This window comes from Achromobacter seleniivolatilans, from assembly GCF_030864005.1.
Taxonomy (GTDB): Bacteria; Pseudomonadota; Gammaproteobacteria; order Burkholderiales; family Burkholderiaceae_B; genus Achromobacter; species Achromobacter seleniivolatilans.
The window spans coordinates 3,467,435-3,492,090 of the sequence record NZ_CP132976.1 but is presented as its reverse complement, the minus strand read 5'-3'; the positions used below and the strand labels follow the sequence as shown (position 1 = coordinate 3,492,090).

The window sequence follows — 24,656 nt, the reverse complement described above, 5'->3', positions numbered from 1 at the left end:
TAAGCGTACAAGATGATGACCAGGCTCGAAACCCTGAAAAACAATTTGCAGACCACCCTCGGCGCGGATATCGCGCTGACCGAGGCGTTGGGCGAGCTGACGCTCGAAGTGCCCGCGCAACAGTGGTTCTCCGTCTGCAATAAGCTGCGCACCGAAGCCGGTCTGCAGTTTGAAACCTGTATCGACCTCTGTGGCGTCGACTACCTGACGTGGGGCAACGGCACGCGCCAACTGCCCGAGGAAACCAGCACCAAGATTCACCGCGCGCGTTTCGCTGTGGTGATTCATCTGCTGTCGATCGAAAACAACTGGCGTTTGCGTGTCCGCACGTGGGCCACCGACGACGAATTCCCGATCGTGGCATCGCTGATGGATTGCTGGCCGACCGTGGGCTGGTTCGAGCGCGAAGCCTTCGATCTGTATGGCATCGTCTTCGAAGGCCACCCGGACCTGCGCCGCATCCTGACCGACTATGGCTTCATCGGCCATCCGTTCCGCAAGGACTTCCCGCTGTCGGGCACCGTCGAAATGCGTTACGACCCCGAACAACGGCGCGTCATTTACCAGCCGGTCACGATCGATCCGCGCGAGATCACCCCGCGCGTGGTCCGCGAAGACTCCTACGGCTTGGGGCGTTAAATCATGGCAGAAATCAAGAACTACACGCTCAACTTCGGTCCCCAACACCCGGCCGCGCACGGTGTGCTGCGTCTGGTGCTGGAGCTGGACGGCGAAGTGATCCAACGCGCCGATCCGCACATCGGCCTGTTGCATCGCGCCACCGAAAAGCTGGCCGAACACAAGACCTACATCCAGGCGTTGCCCTACATGGACCGCCTGGACTACGTGTCCATGATGTGCAATGAGCACGCTTACGTCATGGCCATCGAAAAGCTGCTGGGCGTTGAAGCTCCGCTGCGCGCGCAGTACATCCGCGTGATGTTCGATGAAATCACGCGTCTGCTGAATCACCTGATGTCGCTGGGCTCGCACGCGCTGGACGTGGGCGCGATGGCGGTGTTCCTGTATGCCTTCCGTGAACGCGAAGACCTGATGGACTGCTACGAAGCGGTCTCGGGCGCGCGCATGCACGCGGCCTACTACCGTCCGGGCGGTGTCTACCGCGACCTGCCGGACACGATGCCCCAGTACGGCGACACCAGCAAGTACCGCGGCGACAAAGAAATGCGCATCATGAATGACGCGCGTTCGGGTTCGCTGCTGGACTTCATCGAAGACTTCACCAACCGTTTCCCGGCTTGCGTGGACGAATACGAAACGCTGCTGACCGACAACCGCATCTGGAAGCAACGTCTGGTGGGCATCGGTGTGGTTGATCCCGATCGCGCCAAGGCGCTGGGCTTTACCGGCCCGATGCTGCGTGGCTCGGGCGTGGCCTGGGACTTGCGCAAGACGCAACCCTACGAAGTCTACGACCTGCTTGATTTCAACATCCCCGTGGGTGTGAACGGCGATTGCTACGACCGCTATCTGGTCCGTATCGCCGAAATGCGCGAGAGCAACCGCATCATCCGCCAGTGCGTGGAATGGCTGCGTAACAACCCGGGCCCGGTCATGATCGAGAACCACAAGATCGCACCGCCCAAGCGCACCGCCATGAAGACCAACATGGAAGAGCTGATTCACCACTTCAAGCTCTTCACGGAAGGTTTCCACGTTCCTCCCGGCGAAGCCTATGCCTCGGTGGAACACCCGAAGGGCGAATTCGGCATCTATATGGTGTCCGACGGCGCCAACAAGCCGTACCGCCTGAAGATTCGGGCCCCCGGCTTTGTCCACCTGCAAGCGCTGGATGAAATGTCGCGCGGTCACATGATCGCCGACGCCGTCACCATCATTGGTACGCAGGACATCGTTTTCGGCGAAATCGATCGCTGATCCGCCCAGACAGTCACGAGCACGCCCGCATAACCCGGATTCAAACTATGCTGCTTTCCGAACAGGCCTACCAGAAAATCGACCGAGAACTCGCGAAGTTCCCGGGCGACCAGCGGCAGTCCGCCATCATGGCCTCGCTTGCCATCGCGCAAGAAGAGAAGGGCTGGTTGGCTACCGAAACCATTGAAGATGTCGCCAACTACATTGGGGTTCCGCCTATCGCGGTCCAAGAAGTTGCCACCTTCTACAACATGTTCGACGTCAAGCCCGTCGGCAAGAACAAGATCGCCGTCTGCACGAACCTGCCCTGTGCCTTGCGCGATGGCGACCGTGCCGGTGAATACCTCAAGCGCAAGCTGGGCGTTGACTATCGCCAAACCACCGCCGACGGCCAGTTCACGCTGGTTGAAGGCGAATGCATGGGCGCTTGCGGCGATTCCCCCGTGCTGATCGTGAACAACAAGCATATGTGCGTGCGCATGACCGACGAGAAGCTGGACGCGCTGGTCGCGGCCCTCAAGGTGCAAGGAGAGTCGGCATGAACGCGCCGGATCTGTACAAACAGTTCGCGCAAGGGCTGGAGCCCGACCCGCTGAACGACCCGTCCAACTCCATGTGCCTGCATGGCCGGCACATCACGCCGCAGATCATGGCTGACGTCGACGGCGCCAACTGGCGCCTGGAAGACTACGTCAAGCGCGGCGGCTACGAAGCCCTGAAGAAGATCCTGACTACCGGCCTGAAGCCGGAAGACGTGATTGCTGAGGTCAAGGCATCGGGTCTGCGCGGCCGTGGCGGCGCTGGTTTCCCGACCGGCCTGAAGTGGAGCTTCATGCCTCGCGCGTTCCCGGGCCAAAAGTACCTGGTCTGCAACTCGGACGAAGGCGAGCCGGGCACGTTCAAGGACCGCGACATCCTGCGTTTCAATCCGCACATCGTGATTGAAGGCATGGCGATCGCGGCCTACGCCATGGGCATCAGCGTCGGCTACAACTACATCCACGGCGAAATCTTCGAAGTCTACGAGCGCTTCGAAGAAGCGCTGGAAGAGGCGCGCGCCGCCGGCTTCCTGGGCGACAAGATCCTGGGTTCGGACTACAGCTTCCAGCTGCACGCGTTCCACGGCTACGGCGCCTACATCTGCGGCGAAGAAACCGCGCTGTTGGAATCGCTGGAAGGCAAGAAGGGCCAACCGCGCTTCAAGCCGCCGTTCCCGGCCAGCTTTGGCCTGTACGGCAAGCCCACCACGATCAACAACACGGAAACGTTCGCGGCAGTGCCGTGGATTATCCGTAACGGCGGCCAGGCTTACCTGGAAGTCGGCAAGCCGAACAACGGCGGCACCAAGCTGTTCTCGATCACTGGCGACGTCGAACGTCCCGGCAATTACGAGATTCCGCTGGGCACCCCGTTCTCGAAGCTGTTGGAACTGGCTGGCGGCATGCGCGGCGGCAAGAAACTGAAGGCCGTGATCCCTGGCGGGTCCAGCGCCCCGGTGCTGCCTGCCGACATCATCATGGAATGCACGATGGACTATGACTCCATCGCCAAGGCCGGCTCGATGCTGGGTTCTGGCGCTGTGATCGTCATGGACGAGACGCGCTGCATGGTGAAGTCGCTGTTGCGCCTGTCTTACTTCTACTTCGAGGAAAGCTGCGGCCAGTGCACGCCGTGCCGTGAAGGCACCGGCTGGCTCTACCGCATGGTGCACCGCATCGAAAACGGTCACGGCCGTCCGGAAGATCTGGACTTGCTGGACAACGTGGCAGGCAACATCATGGGCCGCACCATCTGCGCCCTGGGTGACGCCGCCGCCATGCCCGTCCGTGGCTTCCTCAAGCATTTTCGCGACGAATTCGCGCACCACATCGAGCATAAGTCTTGTGTGGTCCCGCAATATCTGTAGGTCTCAGGAACAGCAATGGTTGAACTAACCGTCGACGGCAATCAGGTCGAAGTGCCCGAAGGCAGCATGGTGATGCATGCCGCTCAGAAAGTCGGGCTTTACGTGCCGCATTTCTGCTACCACAAGAAACTGTCCATCGCGGCCAACTGCCGGATGTGCCTGGTTGAAGTGGAAAAAGCGCCCAAGGCGCTGCCCGCCTGCGCCACGCCCGTGACTAACGGCATGGTCGTCCACACCTGCTCTGAGAAGGCTCGCGCCGCTCAGAAGTCGGTGATGGAATTCTTGCTCATCAATCACCCCCTTGACTGCCCGATCTGCGATCAGGGCGGCGAATGCCAGCTGCAAGATCTGGCTGTGGGCTACGGCGGCTCTTCCTCGCGTTACCAAGAGGAAAAGCGTGTCGTGTTCCACAAGGACCTGGGTCCGCTGGTTTCCGCCGAGGAAATGAGCCGGTGCATTCACTGCACCCGCTGCGTGCGCTTTGGCCAGGAAATCGCCGGCGTCATGGAACTCGGCATGCTGGGCCGTGGCGAACACTCCGAGATCACGACGTTTGTCGGCCGTTCGATCGAGTCCGAACTGTCGGGCAACATGATCGACATCTGTCCGGTGGGCGCGCTGACCTCCAAGCCCTTCCGCTACAGCGCGCGCACCTGGGAACTGGCTCGCCGCCGTTCGGTCAGCCCGCACGATAGCCTGGGCGCCAACTTGGTGGTCCAGGTCAAGGGCGACCGCGTGATGCGTGTGGTCCCGTTCGAAGACGAAGCCGTCAACGAATGCTGGATCAGCGACCGCGATCGTTTCTCGTACGAAGGTCTGAATAGCGAAGACCGTCTGTCCGCCCCGATGATCAAGGGCACCGACGGCAAGTGGCAAGAGGCCTCCTGGGCCGACGCGCTGCAAGCCGTAGCTCAAGGTCTGTCGCGCGTTCGTGATAGCTTTGGCGCTGGCCAGATTGGCGCGCTGGCATCCGAATACGCCACGACCGAAGAGTACGCGCTGCTGGGCCGTCTGGTCCGCGCGCTGGGCTCCGAGAACATCGACTTCCGCCTGCGCCAGACCGACCCGGCTTTTGACGCCGCGTTGACGGGCGCACCGTGGCTGGGCATGCCGATCGCTGAACTCGACAACCTGGACCGCGTCCTGGTCGTTGGCTCGTTCTTGCGCAAGGATCACCCGCTGATGGCGCAACGTCTGCGCCAAGCTGCCAAGCGCGGCACGCAAATCCTGATGGTCGACAGCGCCGCTGACGATCCTCTGATGCCCGTGACTGCCCGCATCACGGTGGCGCCGTCCGAACTGGCGCGCGCGCTGGCTGAAGTGGCCGTTGCCCTGGCGCAAGCCAAGGATCAGGCTGTGCCGGCCGAATTCGCTTCGGTCACCCCGGGCGAAAATGCCAAGATCATCGCCGCCAGCCTGGCTTCCGGCGCCAACACTGCTGTGCTGCTGGGCAACCTGGCCGTGGCAAGCAGCCAGGCCTCGACCCTGGCCGCCAACGGCCGTGCCGTGGCGAATCTGGCCGGTGGCAAGTTCGGCTTCCTGACCTCTGGCGGCAACACCGTCGGCGGTTACCTGGCCGGTGCTGTCCCGGGCAAGGGCGGCAAGTCCGCCGCTGCCATGCTCGCCGAACCGCTGAAGGCTTATGTGGTGTTGCACGCCGAACCGCTGCTGGATGCCGATAACGGCCAGCAAGCGATCGCCGCGCTGCGTGGCGCGCAATTCGCAGTTGCCTTGACGCCTTACCGCTCGGCCGCGGCCGAATGGGCCGACGTCATGCTGCCTGTGTCGCCGTTCACTGAAACGTCGGGCACCTACGTCAACGCGCAAGGTCTGGCCCAGAGCTTCAAGGGCACGGTCACGCCGTTGGGTCAGACGCGTCCGGGCTGGAAGGTCCTGCGCGTGCTGGGCAACGTCCTGCACCTGGCTGGTTTTGACGACGAAACGTCGGAATCCGTGCGCGACGCCGCGCTGGCTGGCGGCATCGACGGCCGCCTGTCCAACGACATCAAGGCCCCGCTGGGCCTGGGTCAGGCCGCAACCGGTCTGGAACGCGTTGCCGACGTGCCGATCTACCGCACTGATGCCATGGTTCGCCGTTCGGAGCCGCTGCAAGCGTCTCCGGCCTCGAAGAAGCCGGCCGCTGCCATGAATGGCCGCACGCTTACCAGCCTGGGCCTGACGGCCGGGGTCAAGGTCCGCGTGACGGGTTCGCAGGGCGCTGTTGAGCTTGAAACCGTGCAGGATGATGCCGTGGCCGATCGCGCCGTGCGCATTTCCGCAGCCTTTGAAAACACCGCAGCCCTGGGTGGCGCATTCGGTCAAATCAGCGTGGAGCGTGCCTGATGGAATGGCTTAATGTTCTTGAGGGCCACGGGCAGGCTCTGCTGGGCCCGACGGCCTGGCTGGTTGTCTGGACCCTCATCAAGATTGTGATCATCGCCGTGCCGATCATTCTGTGCGTCGCGTACCTGACGTACTGGGAACGTAAGATGATCGGCGCCATGCACGTTCGCGTGGGCCCGAACCGCGTGGGTTTCAAGGGGTTGCTGCAACCTTTTGCCGACGTGTTCAAGCTGCTGACGAAGGAAGTCATCGTCCCCAGCCAAGCCAACAAGGTGCTGTTTGTCGTGGCCCCCGTGGTCACGCTGATGCCTGCGCTGGCGGCTTGGGCCGTGGTGCCGTTTGGTCCTGACATCGTGTTGGCCAACGTCAATGCCGGCTTGCTGTACATCATGGCCATCACGTCCATCGGCGTGTACGGCGTGATCGTGGCGGGCTGGGCGTCGAACTCCAAGTACGCGTTCCTGGGCGCCTTGCGCGCATCGGCGCAGATGCTGTCGTATGAACTGGCCATCGGCTTCGTGCTGGTGACGGTTCTGCTGGTGTCTGGCAGCCTGAACATGTCCGAGATCGTCAACGTTCAGAACCGCGGCTGGTTTGCCGATAAGGGCCTGACGTTCATGTCCTGGAACTGGCTGCCGCTGCTGCCGCTGTTCGTGATCTACGTTGTCGCTATCGTGGCCGAAACCAACCGTCACCCGTTTGACGTGGTGGAAGGCGAATCGGAAATCGTGGCCGGCCACATGGTCGAGTACTCGGGTATGGCTTTCGCCCTGTTCTTCCTGGGTGAGTACGCCAACATGATTCTGCTGTCCTGCATGGCATCGATCATGTTCCTGGGCGGCTGGGCTTCCCCGATCGACATCGTGCCGCTGACCTGGATTCCGGGCTGGATCTGGCTGGGTCTGAAGACGTTCTTCGTGGTCTCGTTGTTTGTGTGGTTCCGGGCTTCGTTCCCGCGCTACCGCTATGACCAGATCATGCGTTTGGGTTGGAAAATCTTCATCCCGCTGACCGGCGTTTGGCTGGTCGTGGTGGCGATCTGGATGCAGACGCCCTGGAACATTTGGCGCTAAGCCGCCAGGCAGAGGCAGGATATGGAAGCGATCAAAGATTTCTTCGGCAGTTTGATGCTGGCCGAATTGCTCAAGGGCATGCGCCTGACGGGCAAGTATTTTTTCAAGCGCAAGGTCACCTTGCGTTATCCGCAGGAAAAGACGCCCACGTCGGCGCGTTTCCGCGGCCTGCACGCCTTGCGCCGCTACCCCAACGGGGAAGAGCGTTGCATTGCGTGCAAGCTGTGTGAAGCGGTTTGCCCGGCCTTGGCGATCACCATCGAATCGGAACAGCGTGATGACGGCTCGCGCCGCACCACGCGTTACGACATCGATCTGACCAAGTGCATTTTCTGCGGCTTCTGTGAGGAAAGCTGCCCCGTGGACTCGATCGTGGAAACCCATATCCACGAATATCACGGTGAAAAGCGCGGCGACCTGTATTTCACCAAAGACATGCTGCTCGCCGTGGGCGACCGCTACGAAGCTGACATCGCCCGCCGCCGGGCCGACGACGCTCCTTACCGTTGAAGCCCAGGGTCTGATCCATGACTTTTACCACTGTCCTTTTCTACATACTGGCCACCGTGCTGGTGATCGCGGCGTTCCGCGTGATCACCGCGCGCAGCCCGGTTACCGCGGTTCTGCACCTGATCCTGGCGTTCTCCAACGCTGCGATGTTGTGGATGCTGTTGGGCGCCGAGTTCCTGGCGCTGCTGCTGGTGCTGGTATACGTGGGCGCCGTGATGGTGCTCTTCCTCTTCGTCGTGATGATGCTGGATATCCGTATGGACACCATGCGCCAGGGCATGAAGACCTACCTGCCTTTGGGCCTGGTGATCGGTCTGGTGCTGGTGCTGGAAATGTCCTTCGTGCTGGGTTCCACCTGGTACGGTTCGGGTCCGCAAGCTCCGGTCGCTGGCGACTACAACAACGCCCGCGCGCTGGGCGAAGTCATGTATACCCAGTACGTCTACGCCATTGAAGTCGGCGCTGCGCTGCTGCTGGTGGGTATGGTCGCCGCGATTGCGCTGACCCTGCGCCGCCGCCGCGACGTGAAGTACAACGACCCGGTGGCCGCTGTGCGCGTTCGCGCCAAGGATCGTTTCCGCATGGTGGACATGCCCGCTCAGAGCGAGCGTGCCCAGGCCAAGCGCGATGCTGCGAACGGTGTTGCCGCTGCGCCCCAAGGAGAAAAAGAATGACGCTGACGCTGGCCCACTATCTGATTCTGGGGGCGATTCTTTTCGCCATCGGAATCTTCGGCATCTTCCTTAACCGCCGCAACCTGATCATTCTCTTGATGTCCATCGAGCTCGTGCTCCTGGCCGTCAACATGAACTTCGTGGCGTTTTCCAGCTGGTTCGGCGACACCGCCGGCCAGGTGTTCGTGTTCTTCATCCTGACCGTGGCCGCCGCTGAAGCGGCGATCGGCCTGGCCATCCTGGTGCTGCTGTTCCGCAACCTGAACACGATCAACGTTGACGAACTCGATCGCCTGAAGGGCTGACGGGGTATTGGAAGAAAATGTCTAGCTCACCCAATCTCTACTTGCTCATCGCGCTGGCACCGCTGGCCGGAGCAATTCTTGCGGGCCTTTTTGGCACCGGCTTCCTGGGCCGGCCCATCGGCCGCCGCGCGTCCCACGTCATCACCATTCTTGGCGTGCTCATCTCTGCCATCGGTTCGGTGGTGGTGTTGGGCGACGTGCTGAACGGCTTGCGCTTTGACGGCGCGGTCTACACCTGGAGCCTGATCGGCCAGACCAAGCTGGAAATCGGCTTCCTGATCGATCCGCTGTCGGCCATGATGATGGTCGTGGTGACCTCCGTGTCGCTGATGGTGCACATCTACACCATCGGCTACATGGCGGATGATCCCGGCTATCAACGCTTCTTCTCGTACATCTCGCTGTTCACGTTCTCCATGCTGATGCTGGTGATGTCGAACAACATGGTGCAGCTGTTCTTCGGCTGGGAAGCAGTGGGCCTGGTGTCGTACCTGCTGATCGGCTTCTGGTACACCCGCCCGACGGCCATCTTCGCCAACATGAAGGCATTCCTGATCAACCGCGTTGGTGACTTCGGCTTCGTGCTGGGCATCGGCCTGTTGTTCGCCTACGCCGGCACGATGCACTACGGTGAAGTCTTCGCCCAAGCCGACAAGCTGGCCGCGATGACCCTGCCGGGTTCGGACTGGATGTTGCTGACCGTGGCGTGTATCTGCCTGTTCATCGGCGCGATGGGCAAGTCGGCGCAGGTTCCCCTGCACGCCTGGCTGCCTGACTCGATGGAAGGCCCGACCCCGATCTCCGCACTGATCCACGCCGCCACCATGGTGACGGCCGGTATCTTCATGGTTGCGCGTTTCTCGCCGCTGTTCGAGCTGTCGGACGTGGCGCTGTCGTTCATCATCGTGATCGGCGCGATCGGCGCACTGTTCCTGGGCATCCTGGGCATCATCCAGACGGACATCAAGCGCGTGGTTGCGTACTCCACGCTGTCGCAGCTGGGCTACATGACCGTTGCACTGGGTTCGTCGGCCTACTCGGTGGCAATTTTCCACCTGATGACCCACGCGTTCTTCAAGGCGCTGCTGTTCCTGGGCGCGGGTTCGGTCATCATTGGCATGCACCACGATCAGGACATCCGCAACATGGGCGGCCTGCGCAAGTACATGCCCATCACCTGGATCACCTTCCTGCTGGGCACGCTGGCTCTTGTCGGCACGCCGTTCTTCTCGGGTTTCTACTCGAAAGAAAACATCATTGAAGCGGCTGGCCACGCCACCGTCTGGGGCGCTAGCTTTGCTTACTACGCCGTGCTGATCGGTGTGTTCGTGACGTCGCTGTACTCGTTCCGCGTTTACTTCCTGGTCTTCCATGGCAAGGAACGCTTCGACACCAGCGACCACGGTCACGGCCATGGCCACGACGATCACGCCCATGACGATCATGGTCATGATGATCACGGCCATCACGGCGGCAAGCCGCATGAGTCGCCTTGGGTTGTCACTCTGCCGCTGATCCTGCTGGCGATCCCGTCGGTGCTGGTTGGCGCCTGGGCGGTGGACCCGATGCTGTTCGGCAAGTTCTTCAACGGCGTTATCACGGTGCTGCCGCAGCATCCGGCGATGCACGAGTTGAAGGAAGAGTGGCACGGCTGGGTCGCCTACGGCCTGCATGCCTTCCAGACTCTGCCGTTCTGGCTGGTTGTGGCTGGCGGCGTCATTGCCTGGTACTGCTACCTGATCAACCCCAAGGTTCCGGCCGCGATCAAGTCCAGCCTGTCTGGCGTGAACAAGGTGCTTGAGAACAAGTACTACGTGGACTGGGTCAACGAGCAGATCATCGCGCGTGGCCTGCGTGCCCTGGGCCGTGGCCTGTGGCAGACCGGCGACCGCGGCATCATTGACGGCTTCCTCGTCAACGGTAGCGCCCGCGTGGTGGGCTGGGTGGCAGCGGTTAGCCGTCACCTGCAGTCCGGCTTCATCTATCACTACGCGTTCGCGATGATCATCGGCATCATGGCGCTGGTGACTTTCTTTGTGCTGATTCCCCAATGATGGCAAGCGAAATGGCATCCAACACTTTCCCCTGGCTTACGCTTGCGATCTTTGTTCCGATCGTATTCGGCTTGCTGGTGCTGGCGGTGGGCCGTGACGACCGTCCCGGTCTGACGCGCGGCCTGTCGCTGGCCGGCGCTTTGGCCGGTTTCGTCGTCACGATTCCGCTTTACACCGGTTTTGACTCCACCACGGCTGCCATGCAGTTTGTGGAAAAGACATCCTGGATCGAAGCCTTTAACGTCAACTACCACCTTGGTATCGACGGCATTTCGCTGTGGTTCGTCCTCCTGACCGCGTTCATCACCATCATCGTGGTGCTGGCGGGTTGGGAAGTCATCACCAGCCGCGTGGCGCAATACATGGCCGCCTTCCTGATCCTGTCGGGTCTGATGGTGGGCGTGTTCGCCGCGCTGGACGGCATGCTGTTCTACGTGTTCTTCGAAGCCACGCTGATTCCGATGTACATCATCATCGGCGCCTGGGGCGGCGATAACCGTATCTACGCAGCATTCAAGTTCTTCCTGTACACGCTGATGGGTTCTTTGCTGACCCTGATCGCCTTCATCTACCTGTGGCACGCATCGGGTGGTTCGTTCGACATCCTGACCTGGCACAAGGTCAAGCTGGGCCAGACCGAGCAGATCCTGATCTTCGTGGCGCTGCTGGCGGCTTTTGCGGTGAAGGTGCCGATGTGGCCGGTACACACGTGGTTGCCGGACGTTCACGTTGAAGCGCCCACGGGCGGCTCCATCGTGCTGGCTGCGATCATGTTGAAGCTGGGCGCCTATGGTTTCCTGCGCTTCTCGCTGCCGATCACGCCGGATGCCTCGCATAGCCTGGCCGGCCTGATGATCACGCTGTCGCTGATTGCCGTTATCTACATCGGCCTGGTCGCGATCATCCAGGAAGACATGAAGAAGCTGGTGGCCTACTCGTCCGTGGCCCACATGGGTTTCGTGACCTTGGGTTTCTTCATCTTCAACACGGCTGGCGTCGAAGGCGCCATCGTGCAGATGATCTCCCACGGCTTCGTGTCGGGCGCCATGTTCATGTGTATCGGTGTGCTCTATGACCGCATGCACTCGCGCAACATCGCCGACTACGGTGGTGTGGTCAATGTGATGCCGCGTTTTGCCACGTTCTTCATCCTGTTCTCGATGGCCAACAGCGGCCTGCCGGCCACCAGCGGTTTCGTCGGCGAATTCATGGTGATCATGGGCGCGGTCGAGCACAACTTCTGGATTGGCCTGCTGGCGGCAACCGCCCTGATCCTGGGGGCTTCGTATTCGCTGTGGATGGTCAAGCGTGTGGTTCTGGGCGACATCGCCAATGACCACGTGCGCAGCCTGACCGATATCAACCGCCGCGAGTTTGTGATTCTTGGCGTGATGGCGATCGCCGTGTTGTACATGGGGATCTATCCCAAGCCCTTTACCGACGTTATGCACGTGTCGGTCGAGGCCCTGCTGCAACACGTTGCCGTCTCGAAACTGTAAGACAAGACAATGATGCAATCCCAAATCGATTTCGCCCTGGCGACACCGGAAATCCTTCTGCTGGTTTTCGGCCTGGCTATCCTGCTCGTCGACGCGGTCAGCAATCACCCCGAGCGCAAGCCGACGTTTCTGCTGACCATGCTTGCCTTGGGCGTGCTGACCGTCGTGTCGGCCGTGCAATGGAAGAATGGCGTTGCCGGCTCGACCTTCAACGGCTTGTACGTTACCGACGAGCTGTCGCATCTGCTGAAGATCGCGTCTTACATCGCTGTTGGCGCGACCTTGGTCTACGGCCGCGTCTATGCGCAGGTCCGCGACATGCTCAAGGGCGGCGAGCTCTATGTTCTGACGCTGTTTGCCTTGCTGGGCCAGATGGTCATGATTTCCTCCGGGAACCTGATCTCCATCTACCTGGGCCTGGAACTGATGTCCTTGGCGCTGTACGCGCTGATCGCTCTGCGCCGCGACGACGTCGTGGCCACCGAAGCCGCCATGAAGTACTTCGTACTGGGCGCGCTGGCATCGGGTTTCCTGCTGTACGGCATGTCGATGGTCTACGGCGCGACGGGTCACCTGGACCTGGCCGAAGTGTCCAAGGTTATTGCCGCTGGCAAGGCCGAGAAGATGGCGCTGGTGTTTGGCATCGTGTTCCTGGTCTCGGGTCTGGCGTTCAAGCTGGGCGCCGTTCCGTTCCATATGTGGGTGCCTGACGTCTACCAAGGTTCGCCGACCGCTGTCACGTTGATCCTGGGCGGCGCGCCCAAGCTGGCGGCTTTCGCCATCACGCTGCGCCTGCTGGTGGACGGCTTGCATGGTCTGGCCGCCGATTGGCAGCCGATGCTGATGATCCTGGCGGTTCTGTCGCTGGCCATCGGTAACCTGACCGCCATTGCGCAGACCAACTTCAAGCGCATGCTGGCTTACTCGACGATCTCGCACATGGGCTTCGTGCTGCTGGGCTTGATGTCGGGTTCGGTCGCGGGCAAACCGGAACTCTCGTCCGCCGCTTACGGCGCGTCGCTGTTCTACATGCTGACCTATGTGCTGACCACGCTGGCGAGCTTCGGCATCGTGCTGTTGCTGTCGCGCCAAGGTTTTGAGTGCGAGCAGATCAACGATCTGAAGGGCCTGAACCGCCGCAGCCCGTGGCATGCCGCCATCGTCTTGCTGCTGATGTTCTCGCTGGCCGGCATTCCGCCGCTGGTGGGCTTCTACGCCAAGCTGGCCGTGTTGCAAGCGCTGATCAGCGCGGGCCACGTGACGCTGGCCGTGATCGCAGTGCTGTTCTCGCTGATCGGCGCGTTCTACTACCTGCGTGTCGTCAAGGTCGTGTACTTCGACGAGCCGGAAGCCAATGCGGCCCCGATCGTCGCGACCGCCGGCCAACGCGGCCTGCTGTCGATCAACGGCGCGATGATGCTGGTGCTGGGTCTGTTGCCGGGCGGCTTGATGGCCTTGTGCGTGCAGGCCATCCGCTCGTCGCTGAGCCTCTAAGGGACGGATAACAGCCATGAACCAGACATTGGCGGTATGGCTGTTGATCGCGCTGGCCCTGGTCAGCGCGAACCTGCCGTTCCTGACGGAGCGCGTGTTTGCCGTCTTGCCCTGGAAGCAGGGCGGGGCGGCAGCAGTCAAACCGTTCTGGATGCGGTTGATCGAAGTGTTGGTGTTCTACGCGATCGTGGGCGCCTTGGGATTCGCTTTTGAGTCCACGCTGGGCAACCGCTTTTCCCAGACTTGGGAGTTCTACGCGATCACCCTGAGCTTGTTTCTGGTGCTGGCCTATCCGGGTTTCGTGTACCGGTATTTGTTCAAACGGCACCCTCGCTTGCGCGTCTGAAGACCCGCCAAAGCCATAAACGCCCCGTCAGGGGCGTTTTTTTTGCTGGTACGTGAAAAGTGTTGAGCTTGCTAGCCGACGCCATGACGACCGTTCTAGCGCGTGTATGAATTCGGTCCCCTATTCAGCGTTCATTCAGCAATGGTGCGCTCGAGGTCCATTGATGCGGCACCGTTAAATGTCGTTATAAACCTCTATTTATGGCGAACATGTCACGATGATTGTTGTTTTTTGATCTTTTACATGAGTGGAGTTCATTCTTTCAGGTTTCTTTCAGCATCCAGGATCACAATCGCAACCTGTAAAAAAATAAGAATCGTTGCTATTTATATTCTGGAGAAGCTGGTTTGAAGCCTCAAGATTCGTATTCGCTGAGTACGCTCACGACCTCCCTGGCCGCAGCAATCGCGGCTCCCGCACTTTTCATCAGCCCGTACGCTGCTGCCCAATCGGCGGACTCGGGCGTGACGCAACTATCGCCAGTGCGAGTTGAGGGGGAAGGCTCTTCCTACCAGACCTCGACGGTGCCGTCGCCGAAGATGACCGCGCCCTTGCTCGATACGCCTCGCACGGTGCAGGTCGTGCCCAAGCAGGTGATTCAGGATCAAGCGGCCTCTACGTTGCAGGATGTGCTGCGCAACTCCCCGGGCATCACGTTTGGCGCGGGTGAGGGCGGGCGCCCGGGCGGTGATCTGCCGATCATTCGCGGGCAGAACGCAGCGGGTAGCCTGTTCTTGGATGGCATCCGTGATTCGAGCACCCAGGTGCGCGACACGTTCAATCTGGAGCAGGTGGAAATCATAAAGGGACCGGACTCGGTCTATTCCGGCCGCGGCGGCGCGGGCGGCAGCATCAATATGGTCAGCAAAGCGCCCAAGGCGACGGACTTCACTGAAGCGACCGCCCAGATCGGCACGGACAACAATTACCGCGCAACGATCGACAGCAATTGGCGCTTGGCCGACAAGGCGGCCTTCCGCCTGAACGTCATGGGCAACAAGGGCGACGTGCCCGGCCGCGACGATGCCGTGAACTTCGAGCGCTGGGGCGTGGCCCCTTCGCTGATGCTGGGGGTTGGTACGCCGACGCGCATTACGTTGAGCTACTACCACTATCAAGACGACAGCATGCCCGACTACTCCATTCCGTATGACCCGAAGACGGGGCAGCCGGTAACGGAAACGATGGGCGTCAGCCGCAAGACTTTCTACGGTCTGAAGGGCCGGGACTTCATGAGCACGCGCGACGATGTGGCGACCGTGGACTTCCAGCACGACTTTTCAGACAAGCTGCAACTGCGCAACGTGGTTCGTTATGGCCGCGGCACTAATGATTTCGCAGCAACTAACCCCGATGACAGCAAGGGCAACGTGCCCAACGGGCTGGTCTATCGCGCGTTGAAGTCGGGCTACTACGTCACCAAGAGTTTCGCCAATCAGACTGACCTGACCGGTGAATTCGATACGGGCAGCCTGAAGCATTCGTTCGATCTGGGCTTTGAGTACAGCAACATCAAGCAGGACAAGGACACCTACAACCAGACCATCGCCAAGGGTCCGATGGCGTGCAAGGTCAGCGCCACCGACCTGTCCAATCCGGCCCTGTGCGCGTCGTTGTGGAACCCCGATCCGGGCACCGATTACACGGGCCACCTGAGCCGTGCCGACAACCCGGCGCGCTACAACACGGACACGGTGGCGTTCTACGGCTTTGACACGATCAAGTTCAACGAGCAGTGGCAAGCCAGCCTGGGCGCTCGTTGGGACAACTATCGCACCAGCGGCAGCAACATCGCCAAGGGCCGCAACGATCCGGCCTCGACGCCAGCTTTCTATAGCACCAGCCGCGAAGACAACCTGTTCAACTACCAATTGGGCCTGGCCTACAAGCCGATGCCTAACGGTACGATCTACGCCACGTATGGCACGTCGTCCACGCCGTCGGCCGTGGCTGCGGGCGCGATCAGCGACGCCGCTTCGCTCACCAGCGCTTCGCTTGAGCCGGAAAAGAGCCGCACGGTGGAGTTGGGCACCAAGTGGCAGGTCTTTGACGATCGGCTGACCTTGTCGGGCGCGCTGTTCCAGGATATTCGCAAGAACACGAGCGTGGCGGTGTCGGCGACGGAAGTTGCCCAAGTGGGTGAAGCCAAGGTGCGCGGTATTGAGCTGGGTTTCTCGGGCAATATCACGCCCAAGTGGAACGTGTTCGGCGGCTACACCTTCATGCACAGCGAAGTGACGAAGGGCGCCTACAACAGTGGCGCCGTGGGTCAGGACTTGCCCAATACGCCTCGCAACGCGTTCAGCCTGTGGACCACCTATAAGGTGCTGCCCAAGCTGACCGTGGGCGGGGGAGCTTATTACGTGGACAAGCAGTACGGCAACGCGGATGCGTCGAGCAACGCCGACGGCACGCCCAAGGCTCGCTGGGTCCCTTCGTACTGGCGCTTCGATGCCATGGCAGCGTACGAGTTCAACGAACACTTTTCGGCGCAGTTGAACGTGCTGAACCTGTTTGATGAAACGTACTACACCAAGGCTTATGCCGCGCACTATGCGGCGCTGGGCTCCGGCCGCGCAGCATTGCTGTCCTTGAAGATGCGGTACTGATTCTTCACGGAAGACGGAAAAGCCACCTTGCCAGGTGGCTTTTTTTTCAGCTTTCGAACCAGTTCAGCACACCGTCCAAACCGGTGACGTTCAAGGCGAAACGCGTTTGCTCGCGCACCAATGGTTTGGCGTGATAGGCCACGGGGAAGCCCGCCGCGCCCAGCATTTTCAGGTCATTGGCGCCGTCGCCCATCGCGATGATCTGCTCTTTGGTCGCGCCGTGAGTGCGGGCGAACTCACGCAGGTAGACCGCCTTGGCGTCGGCGTCCAGGATGTCGCCCACAACTTGGCCGGTCAGCAGACCATTGTCGATCTCCAGCGTATTCGCATGGGCGCTGTCGAGTTTCAGGCGTTCGCGCAGGCGGTCCGTGAAGAAGGTGAATCCGCCAGACACCAGCAACACCTTGATTCCAGCTGCCTGGGCCGTGGTGATCAGCCTTTCAGCGCCCGGGTTCAGACGCAGCTTTTCCACATAAACCTGTTCCAGGGCTTCGGCAGGCACGCCTTTAAGCAGGGCGACACGGCGGCGCAGGCTTTCAGCGAAGTCTTTGATCTCGCCGCGCATGGCGGCCTCGGTGATTTCAGACACCTTGTCCTTCACGCCTACGACGCCTGCGATCTCGTCGATGCACTCGATGTTGATCAGCGTGGAGTCCATATCCATGGCCAGCACTTTGCAGTTCGACAGCTTTAGACCTGCCGGCACAAAGGCCACATCCACGCCCTTGCGATCAGCCCAGGCCACGACTTCAGCTTGGGTCAGCGCGTCATGTTGCACGTCCAGCAGGCGGGCCGCCGTGTTGCTGATGCGCGCAACCCCTTGAGCCTGGGCCAAGGCGGCGAGTTGCTCGGCATGTTCGACGGTAAGGCCGGGAGATTGGACGACAAGGTGATGGGTAGTCATAACGGATAGAGGCTGGTATTGGGATTTACTTCAGGGCACGCAACACGGCGCGCACGGCATCGGCGCGGGCGGGAATCTGCGCTGCTTTGATCTCAACCCGCAATTTATCCTGTCCGGCCAGTTTGATGTGGCGTTGGCGCTGCACAAGCTCGATGATCTTGGCCGGGTCCACCGACGTCTTGGGACCGAATTGCAGCAGCGCCTGGGTTTCACTGGCATCGATCTTGACAATGCCCAGGGGCTGCGCGGCCAGGCGCAGGCGATGAGTGGTCAGCAAGGTCTGCGCGGCGTCGGGCAGCTTGCCAAAGCGGTCGATCAATTCTTCCTGGATATGGATCAGGTCATCTTCATCGGCGGCATGGGCCAGGCGTTTGTAGACGCCCAGGCGGGCATGCACGTCGGCGCAGTAATCCGAGGGCAGTAGCGCAGGCGAATGCAGGTTGACTTCGCACGCCAGATTGAAGGGAGCGTCCAGATCGGGTTCTTCGCCCGCCCGCAGCGCGCGCACCGCTTCGTTCAGCATCTCGTTGTACATCGAGAAGCCCACTTCCTGGATGTTGCCCGACTGTGAATCTCCCAGCACCTCGCCGGTGCCGCGGATTTCCAGATCATGCATGGCCAGATAGAAGCCTGAGCCCAGCTCTTCCATCGCCTGAATTGCTTCCAGCCGCTTTTTGGCGTTATTGGTGATGGCGTCTTCGCCCGGCGTCAGCAGGTAGGCGTAAGCCTGATGGTGCGAACGCCCGACGCGGCCGCGCAACTGGTGCAACTGGGCCAGCCCAAAGCGGTCGGCACGGTGGATAACGATGGTGTTGGCGCTGGGCACGTCGATGCCCGTTTCGATAATGGTCGTGCACAACAGCACGTTGTAGCGCTGCTGGTAGAAGCCCTTCATCACCTGTTCCAGCTCGCGCTCGGGCATCTGGCCGTGGGCGACCGCGATACGGGCCTCGGGCACCAGCTCTTCCAGACGGGCGCGGCGGTTATGGATGGTTTCGACTTCGTTGTGCAGGAAGTAGCACTGGCCGCCGCGCTTGAGTTCGCGCAGCAGGGCTTCGCGCAGCGTGCTGCCATCTTCGCGTCGAACGAAGGTCTTGATTGCCAGCCGCTTTTGCGGCGCGGTGGCGATGACGGAGAAGTCGCGGATGCCTTCCAGCGACATGCCCAGCGTGCGGGGAATGGGCGTGGCGGTCAGCGTCAGGACGTCAACTTCTGCGCGTAGCGCCTTCAGGGCTTCCTTCTGGCGCACGCCGAAACGATGTTCCTCATCGATGATGACCAGTCCCAGACGTTTGAATTTCACATCTTTGGACAGGATCTTGTGGGTGCCGATCACGATGTCCACGCGGCCGTCGTTGATACCTTCAATCGCGGCGGCGACCTCCTTGGGCGATCGGAAGCGCGACAGTTCAACGACGCGCACGGGCCAGTCGGCGAAGCGGTCAGAGAAGGTCTGGGCGTGTTGTTCGGCCAGCAGCGTCGTGGGGCACAGCAACGCAACCTGCTTGCCATTGGCCACCGCAAGAAAGGCCGCGCGCAGCGCCACTTCGGTCTTACCGAAGCCGACGTCGCCGCACACCAGGCGATCCATGGGGCGGCCGGATGTCATGTCGCCTATGACCGCCTCGATGGCGGCGGCCTGGTCTGGCGTTTCCTCGAATCCGAAGCCTTCGGCGAACGCCTCGTAGTCATTTAACGGCAGGTTGAAGGCGAAACCTTCGCGTGCCGCGCGCTGCGCGTACAGGGCCAGCAATTCGGCGGCAGTGTCGCGCACTTGTTTGGCCGCCTTGCGGCGGGCCTTGTCCCATTGGCCGGAACCGAGCTGATGCAGCGGTGCGGCTTCCGGATCGGCGCCGCTGTAGCGGGCGATCACGTGCAACTGCGAAACCGGTACATACAAGGTGCTGCCGTTGGCGTATTGAAGATGGAGAAATTCCATCTCGCCTTCGCCCATGTCCATGTTGACCAGGCCGTGATAGCGGCCGATACCGTGCTGCGCATGTACGACAGGGTCGCCGGCGCGCAGTTCGGACAGATCGCGCACCATGGCTTCGACATTGCTGGCGCGTTCTTGCGAGCGTTTGCCACGCCGGCCGGTCGTGGCCAGTCCGGGATACAGGTCGTTTTCGGTCAGGAAGGCCAGATTGGCCTGGGGCAACAGAAAGCCGGTAGACAGCGGTGCGGCGACGATACCGAAGTGGGCGTCCGAGCTGAGGAAAGCCTCGATGCTCTCGGGTTGGGCATCCGGCGTGACGCCGAACTCGTTCAGCATTTGCACGAGCGTCTCGCGCCGGCCGGCAGAGTCCGCGCACAGCAGCACGCGAGTGCCGCCAGCTTGCACCAGGGTACGCAGCTTGGCGATCGGATCGTCGGTGCGGCGGGCAACGCTGACGTCGGGAGCTGGACGGAAATCCGGGTGCGGGTCTCCGGCGGCAAGCGATAGGCGGCGGAAATCCTTTAGCCGGGTGTAGAGCGTTTCACTGTCCAGGAACAGGGCGGACGGCGGCAGTACGGGACGTTCGCGGTCGCTCTTTAAAAAGCTATAGCGGCTGGAGGTGTCTTGATTGAAACGCTGAATCGCGTCGTCGATATCCCCGACGGTGACGGTGAGCGTGCCCGCCGTCAGATAGTCGAACAGTGTGGCCGTCTCTTCAAAGAAGAGCGGCAAGTAGTATTCAACGCCGGCAAACGGAATGCCGTTGCCGATGTCTTTATAGGGCAGGGCGCGTGAGGGATCACCTTCGAAAACTTCTCGAAAGCGCGCCCGGAAGCGGTTGCGAGATTCCTCGTCCATGGGGAATTCGCGGCCGGGCAGCAGTTGCACCTCGCGCACCGGGTACAGGCTGCGTTGCGTGTCCACGTCGAAACTGCGGATGGTTTCGATCTCGTCGTCGAACAGATCCAGCCGGTAGGGCACCACCGAGCCCATGGGGAACAGATCGATCAGCCCGCCGCGCAGGCAGAACTCGCCGGGCGCAGTGACCTGAGTCACGTGGTTGTAGTTGGCCAGCGTCAGTTGGGCGCGCAGCGCCGCTTCGTTCAGCTTGTCTTTCTGCTTGAACGAAAACGTGTAGGCGGCCAGGAAAGAGGGCGGCGCCAGCCGGTACAGCGCGGTCGTGATCGGCACGGTCAGCACGTCTACCGTCTTCATCATCAGCGAGTGCAGGGTATGCAGACGCTGAGAAATCAAGTCCTGGTGCGGCGAGAACGCGTCGTAGGGCAGCGTTTCCCAGTCGGGCAACTGACTGACCCGGAGATCCGGCGCGAACAGCTGGATTTCTTCGGCCAGGCGCTGGGCTTCCAGCGGCTCGGCCGTCAGGATGACGAGAGGAGCCGCCGCCTGCCGGGCCAGATCGGCCAGCAACCAGGCATCACCCGAGCCCGGAGGCCGGGGTTGCGCATAGCGCGCGCCGGGTTTCAGCGCGGACAAGGTAGGGGCGGTCGCGGGGACGGGCGGCGCAGCGATGGTGGAGGATAGGGGGGCGGGCATCAGGGTGGAAGCAGGCATCAAGCGGAAGATTATAAAATCACCGCACCATGAATGACTCAATCATAGCGATCGTTCCTGCCGCGGGCGTCGGCGCCCGTGCCAGTCAGCCCGGGGCAGAGCCCGTGCCTAAACAATATCGTCCACTAGCCGGACAGCCCATGCTCCGCCATGCTGTCATGGCTTTATTGGCTGATGTCCGGGTGTCGCAGGTGCGCGTAGCCGTGACGCCGGGCGACGGCTGGGTCGATTCGGCCTTGGCCGGTTTGCCGCGCACGGTCTGGCGAGCTTGCGGCGGCGCTACCCGCGCGGACACCGTAGCCGGGGCGCTGGCCGATAGTGGCGTGGCGGACGACACATGGGTGCTTGTGCATGATGCGGCGCGCCCAGGTCTGCCCGCCGCGGCGCTGGCGCGCCTGATAGACGCCTGCCTGAATGATCCCGTGGGCGGCCTGTTGGCCTTGCCCGTGGCCGATACGGTCAAGGGCGGCCATGATCGGGTCGAGCGCACGCTGGATCGCAATGGGCTGTGGCTGGCGCAAACGCCGCAAATGTTTCGGGCCGGCGTGCTGCGCGATGCGCTGACGGCGGCCTCCGTGAATGGCGTGACGGTCACTGACGAGGCTTCGGCCATCGAGGCAGCCGGTTATGCGCCATTGCTGGTTCCCGGCGCCTTGCGCAACTTCAAGGTGACGTGGCCGGATGATTTCGAACTGATGGAAAAATGGCTATGAGCATTCCTTTTCGCGTTGGCCAGGGCTTTGACGTACACGCCCTGGTCGAAGGCCGGCCGCTGATCATCGGCGGCGTCACGATTCCCCACACCCACGGGCTGCTGGGGCATTCCGATGCCGATGTGTTGCTGCACGCCATCACCGACGCGTTGCTGGGCGCTGCCGGCTTGGGCGATATCGGCCGGCACTTTCCAGATACCGATCCTGCGTTCAAGGGCGCAGACAGCCGCGTGCTGCTGCGTGAAGCCATGGCGCGAGTGCGCCAGGCGGGCTGGACGCCGGTCAATATCGACGCCACGCTGCATGCGCAAGCCCCCAAGATTGGCCCGCATGCGCCCGCCATGGTGAAGAACATTGCCGCCGATACCGGACTGGCCGAGACCGAGGTCAACATCAAAGCCAAAACCAACGAAGGCCTGGGATACCTGGGCCGAAAAGAAGGCATCGCGGCTACCGTCGTGGCCCTGCTGGCCCGCACAGGCTCTTGATTTCATATTAAAAATCCGGGCTGCGCGCGGTTAATACAGCAGCGGAAAAGTGGGCGCGTTGCCGCGTGCAGACTCCACCGCTTTTACTTTGGAATACATATTTAACAAATAAATAAGCAGGTGGAATTGATCTGGCATATTCTGCGCAACTTAAATCTGACTAGACAGAGATATTCGGATGCGATTACGCAGTGTCGCCTTGCTTATTGCCCTTGGTGCGTTTGGTTCGCCGGCCCATGCTCAGTATGAAAAACTGCTTGGGCCGCTGGCGGGCACCGTCAAACAGCAACTGTTGCAGGGATGGACGGCCGCCGTGCAAGACGGCTGGTTCACATTGCGCAACAGCGAAGTGCCCGGAGGCGAGCAGACGTTCTACATCAACGCTGGCCAAGCTCCAGAAACGGGCCGGATTACCACAGTCAATGTGGTCGTCAGTTCTAAGAGCCCCAAGGCGTCCATCGGCGTTGCGTTAAACAACACCGCACGCAAAGGCCTGTGCCTGATTGAAATCACCGCAGCTAAGGACACGAAGCTCTTCTGTCTTCAAGGGCAGAACCGGCGCGATATCGCGACCGTGGCTAATGTCGCAAAGCTGGATGGCTCTGATCGGATCAAAATAATTGAAGTGCCCGGCGCTGCGCGGTTTCTGGTGAATGATCAGAGAATCGGCGACGTCGAGGACGAGCCTGCGCTGGGTTCCGAAATCGGCATCATGGCGTATGACGAAGGCGTCTTTGGCGTTGCTGAGTTCGACATCCTGGCATTAAAGCCAGGCGCGAATCAGACTGCGCCCCAACAGCAGGGCAGCGGTTTGCCGGCCCGCGGTGGCGCGGGCGGGACCAGCCCGCAGCCAAAGACTCAACCGCAAACGTCACCGCAAAATCAACCGCAAACCTCGGCTCCGGCATCAGGCGGCGACAATACCGGGTTGGCTGGGTCCGGCCCGTACCCCAGATTTGGCGGCGACACCCTGCGCATTGTGGGCGTGTATGTCGGGATCATGCGCAGCATTTTCCTGCATGAGTTCGGCCACGCGCTGATCGGGGAATTGGAGTTGCCTTCGACCGGCGCCGAGGAAGACGCGGTCGACATCTATTCGGCGTTGCAGATTGTTGAGCCGACGATGTATCCCTCGGACGACAAGAACCTGAACACGATGGTGCGCGACGCCGCGACCTACGCGGCCTTGCAGTGGTATTACAGCGGCAAGGTGGCTGAAAAGAAGGGCGCGTCGGCAACGTCTGCCTGGCAGGACGAGCACACGGGCGATCTCAAGCGTTTCCGCAACATGCTGTGCATCATGTATGGCGGCAACCCTAGCGTGTTTGAATCGGTGGCCCAGCATGTGGGTTTTGAAGACCGGACCAAGGCGCGCTGCTCGGACGAATTTCAAAAACAGAACCGGGCATGGCGCCGGATCTTGGCACCCCACACCCGTGTCGGCACCTGGACGCCAGATGGCCAACAATCGGCTACTGCGCCCGGCGCGCCGATCAATGTGGTGTTTGAACCGTCCAAGCGCAAGATCGGTAATCTTTTTGCCGTCAATCTGTCTGAAGCCATCACCGGCAGCATCAAGCTGCTTGAGAAAACCTATGTCCTGCCCCGACCGTTGAAGGTGGTGTTCAAGGACTGCGGGCAGCTCAACGCCTGGTACAGCCCGCGTGAAGGCTCGATCACCATGTGTTATGAGCTGATCGAAAATATCGCGGTGATGATTTCCGACATCGAAATGGGCACGGTGAACGGGGAGGTTGTCTCCAAGGGGGGCGCGCCCGCCACGCAGCCCCGCCAGCAAACGGCTTCGCCCGGGCAAGGCATGCCGTCCCAGCCGGCCGGCGCCTTTGACGAGTTGAAAGACTTTGGCGTGCCGCCCACGAGCATGCTGTTTTCGGCGCCGTATAAAGGGCCGACGCCTATCTCGCACACCCGGTCAAAGCTGATCACGACGCCGGAATTGGTCAGGCTGATTACGAATGACAAGAGCATTCTGATCATCGATACCAGCGGACTGAATGAGACCTTGCCGATCGCGTATCCGTTGAGCGATGCAGGCTCCGATGGCAGCGTTGCAGATCAGTTGCAAACTGCGCTGGATTCGTGGCTTCAGAAGAAAACTGGCGGCGACCGAAAGGTGCCCATTGTGTTCATGGGGGGCGGCATGAATGATCGTTCGTCCTACAACGCCGCTTTGCGCGCAGGCAGTCTGGGCTGGTCGACCTATTGGTATCGCGGTGGTATCGAAGCATGGGTCGCAAACGGCCTGCCGACCGCTCCGGTCAAATCGGCCAAGGAATAAGTCCTGCAACGATCGGGCGGCGCTTGCTTTGC

The 24,656-nt window shown here is 61.2% G+C and carries 19 protein-coding genes; 17 read left to right on the top strand and 2 right to left on the bottom strand.

Going from position 1 to position 24,656, the window contains the following annotated elements; genetic code table 11:
• Positions 1–12: 12 nt before the first annotated feature.
• The 14 genes from RAS12_RS15710 to RAS12_RS15645 all read left to right on the top strand — a co-directional run bounded on the left by RAS12_RS15710 (position 13) and on the right by RAS12_RS15645 (position 16,712).
• Positions 13–639, top strand: a complete 627-nt coding sequence (locus tag RAS12_RS15710) for an NADH-quinone oxidoreductase subunit C (protein ID WP_306936912.1) — start codon at positions 13–15, stop codon at positions 637–639.
• A 3-nt stretch (positions 640–642) separates the two neighbouring features.
• Complete coding sequence (locus tag RAS12_RS15705; protein WP_306936910.1) at positions 643–1,899, top strand: NADH-quinone oxidoreductase subunit D; 1,257 nt, start codon at positions 643–645, stop codon at positions 1,897–1,899.
• Positions 1,900–1,946: 47 nt separating this feature from the next.
• Entirely contained in the window at positions 1,947–2,441 is a 495-nt protein-coding gene (gene nuoE / locus RAS12_RS15700; RefSeq protein ID WP_100857383.1) for an NADH-quinone oxidoreductase subunit NuoE, read from the top strand.
• A complete protein-coding gene (gene nuoF, locus RAS12_RS15695) occupies positions 2,438–3,805 on the top strand; it encodes an NADH-quinone oxidoreductase subunit NuoF (RefSeq protein WP_306936909.1) in 1,368 nt (455 codons plus the stop codon). Before nuoE ends, nuoF begins: the two co-directional genes overlap by 4 nt.
• Before the next feature lie 15 nt (positions 3,806–3,820).
• Positions 3,821–6,148 (top strand): NADH-quinone oxidoreductase subunit NuoG, encoded by a 2,328-nt coding sequence (gene nuoG / locus RAS12_RS15690; RefSeq protein ID WP_306936907.1) that lies wholly within the window; start codon positions 3,821–3,823, stop codon positions 6,146–6,148.
• A complete protein-coding gene (nuoH, locus tag RAS12_RS15685; RefSeq protein WP_306936905.1) occupies positions 6,148–7,221 on the top strand; it encodes an NADH-quinone oxidoreductase subunit NuoH in 1,074 nt (357 codons plus the stop codon). Before nuoG ends, nuoH begins: the two co-directional genes overlap by 1 nt.
• A gap of 21 nt (positions 7,222–7,242) precedes the next feature.
• Positions 7,243–7,731, top strand: a complete 489-nt coding sequence (gene nuoI / locus RAS12_RS15680) for an NADH-quinone oxidoreductase subunit NuoI (RefSeq protein ID WP_306936903.1) — start codon at positions 7,243–7,245, stop codon at positions 7,729–7,731.
• A gap of 17 nt (positions 7,732–7,748) precedes the next feature.
• Entirely contained in the window at positions 7,749–8,405 is a 657-nt protein-coding gene (locus RAS12_RS15675; protein ID WP_306936901.1) for an NADH-quinone oxidoreductase subunit J, read from the top strand.
• Positions 8,402–8,710, top strand: coding sequence for an NADH-quinone oxidoreductase subunit NuoK (gene nuoK / locus RAS12_RS15670; RefSeq protein ID WP_006217969.1), 309 nt, complete (start codon positions 8,402–8,404; stop codon positions 8,708–8,710). The genes RAS12_RS15675 and nuoK overlap by 4 nt, the downstream gene beginning before the upstream one ends.
• A 17-nt stretch (positions 8,711–8,727) precedes the next feature.
• The gene (gene nuoL, locus RAS12_RS15665; protein WP_306936872.1) at positions 8,728–10,764 is read left to right on the top strand and encodes an NADH-quinone oxidoreductase subunit L; all 2,037 of its coding nucleotides are present in this window, start codon (positions 8,728–8,730) and stop codon (positions 10,762–10,764) included.
• Positions 10,761–12,263 (top strand): NADH-quinone oxidoreductase subunit M, encoded by a 1,503-nt coding sequence (locus RAS12_RS15660; RefSeq protein ID WP_306936871.1) that lies wholly within the window; start codon positions 10,761–10,763, stop codon positions 12,261–12,263. The genes nuoL and RAS12_RS15660 overlap by 4 nt, the downstream gene beginning before the upstream one ends.
• 9 nt (positions 12,264–12,272) lie before the next feature.
• Complete coding sequence (gene nuoN, locus RAS12_RS15655; protein ID WP_306936870.1) at positions 12,273–13,757, top strand: NADH-quinone oxidoreductase subunit NuoN; 1,485 nt, start codon at positions 12,273–12,275, stop codon at positions 13,755–13,757.
• 16 nt (positions 13,758–13,773) lie between these two features.
• Complete coding sequence (locus RAS12_RS15650; protein WP_306936867.1) at positions 13,774–14,103, top strand: DUF2818 family protein; 330 nt, start codon at positions 13,774–13,776, stop codon at positions 14,101–14,103.
• Between the two features lie 347 nt (positions 14,104–14,450).
• Positions 14,451–16,712 carry a TonB-dependent receptor gene (locus RAS12_RS15645; protein WP_306936865.1) on the top strand — a complete coding sequence of 754 codons (2,262 nt, stop codon included), beginning with the start codon at positions 14,451–14,453 and terminating at the stop codon, positions 16,710–16,712.
• Positions 16,713–16,758: 46 nt separating this feature from the next.
• Here the strand turns inward: RAS12_RS15645 and serB are convergent, their stop codons facing one another.
• Positions 16,759–17,616 carry a phosphoserine phosphatase SerB gene (serB, locus tag RAS12_RS15640; RefSeq protein WP_306936862.1) on the bottom strand — a complete coding sequence of 286 codons (858 nt, stop codon included), beginning with the start codon at positions 17,614–17,616 and terminating at the stop codon, positions 16,759–16,761.
• A 25-nt stretch (positions 17,617–17,641) separates the two neighbouring features.
• On the bottom strand, positions 17,642–21,124 hold the full coding sequence (mfd, locus tag RAS12_RS15635; RefSeq protein ID WP_306936860.1) for a transcription-repair coupling factor: 3,483 nt from the start codon (positions 21,122–21,124) through the stop codon (positions 17,642–17,644).
• A gap of 29 nt (positions 21,125–21,153) precedes the next feature.
• On the opposite strand from mfd, the gene ispD reads away from it, so the two are divergent.
• The 3 genes from ispD to RAS12_RS15620 all read left to right on the top strand — a co-directional run bounded on the left by ispD (position 21,154) and on the right by RAS12_RS15620 (position 24,624).
• Positions 21,154–21,837 (top strand): 2-C-methyl-D-erythritol 4-phosphate cytidylyltransferase, encoded by a 684-nt coding sequence (gene ispD / locus RAS12_RS15630; protein ID WP_306936858.1) that lies wholly within the window; start codon positions 21,154–21,156, stop codon positions 21,835–21,837.
• A complete protein-coding gene (gene ispF / locus RAS12_RS15625) occupies positions 21,834–22,325 on the top strand; it encodes a 2-C-methyl-D-erythritol 2,4-cyclodiphosphate synthase (RefSeq protein WP_306936856.1) in 492 nt (163 codons plus the stop codon). The genes ispD and ispF overlap by 4 nt, the downstream gene beginning before the upstream one ends.
• Positions 22,326–22,524: 199 nt before the next feature.
• Positions 22,525–24,624, top strand: coding sequence for a DUF4344 domain-containing metallopeptidase (locus RAS12_RS15620; protein WP_306936854.1), 2,100 nt, complete (start codon positions 22,525–22,527; stop codon positions 24,622–24,624).
• Positions 24,625–24,656 lie beyond the last annotated feature (32 nt).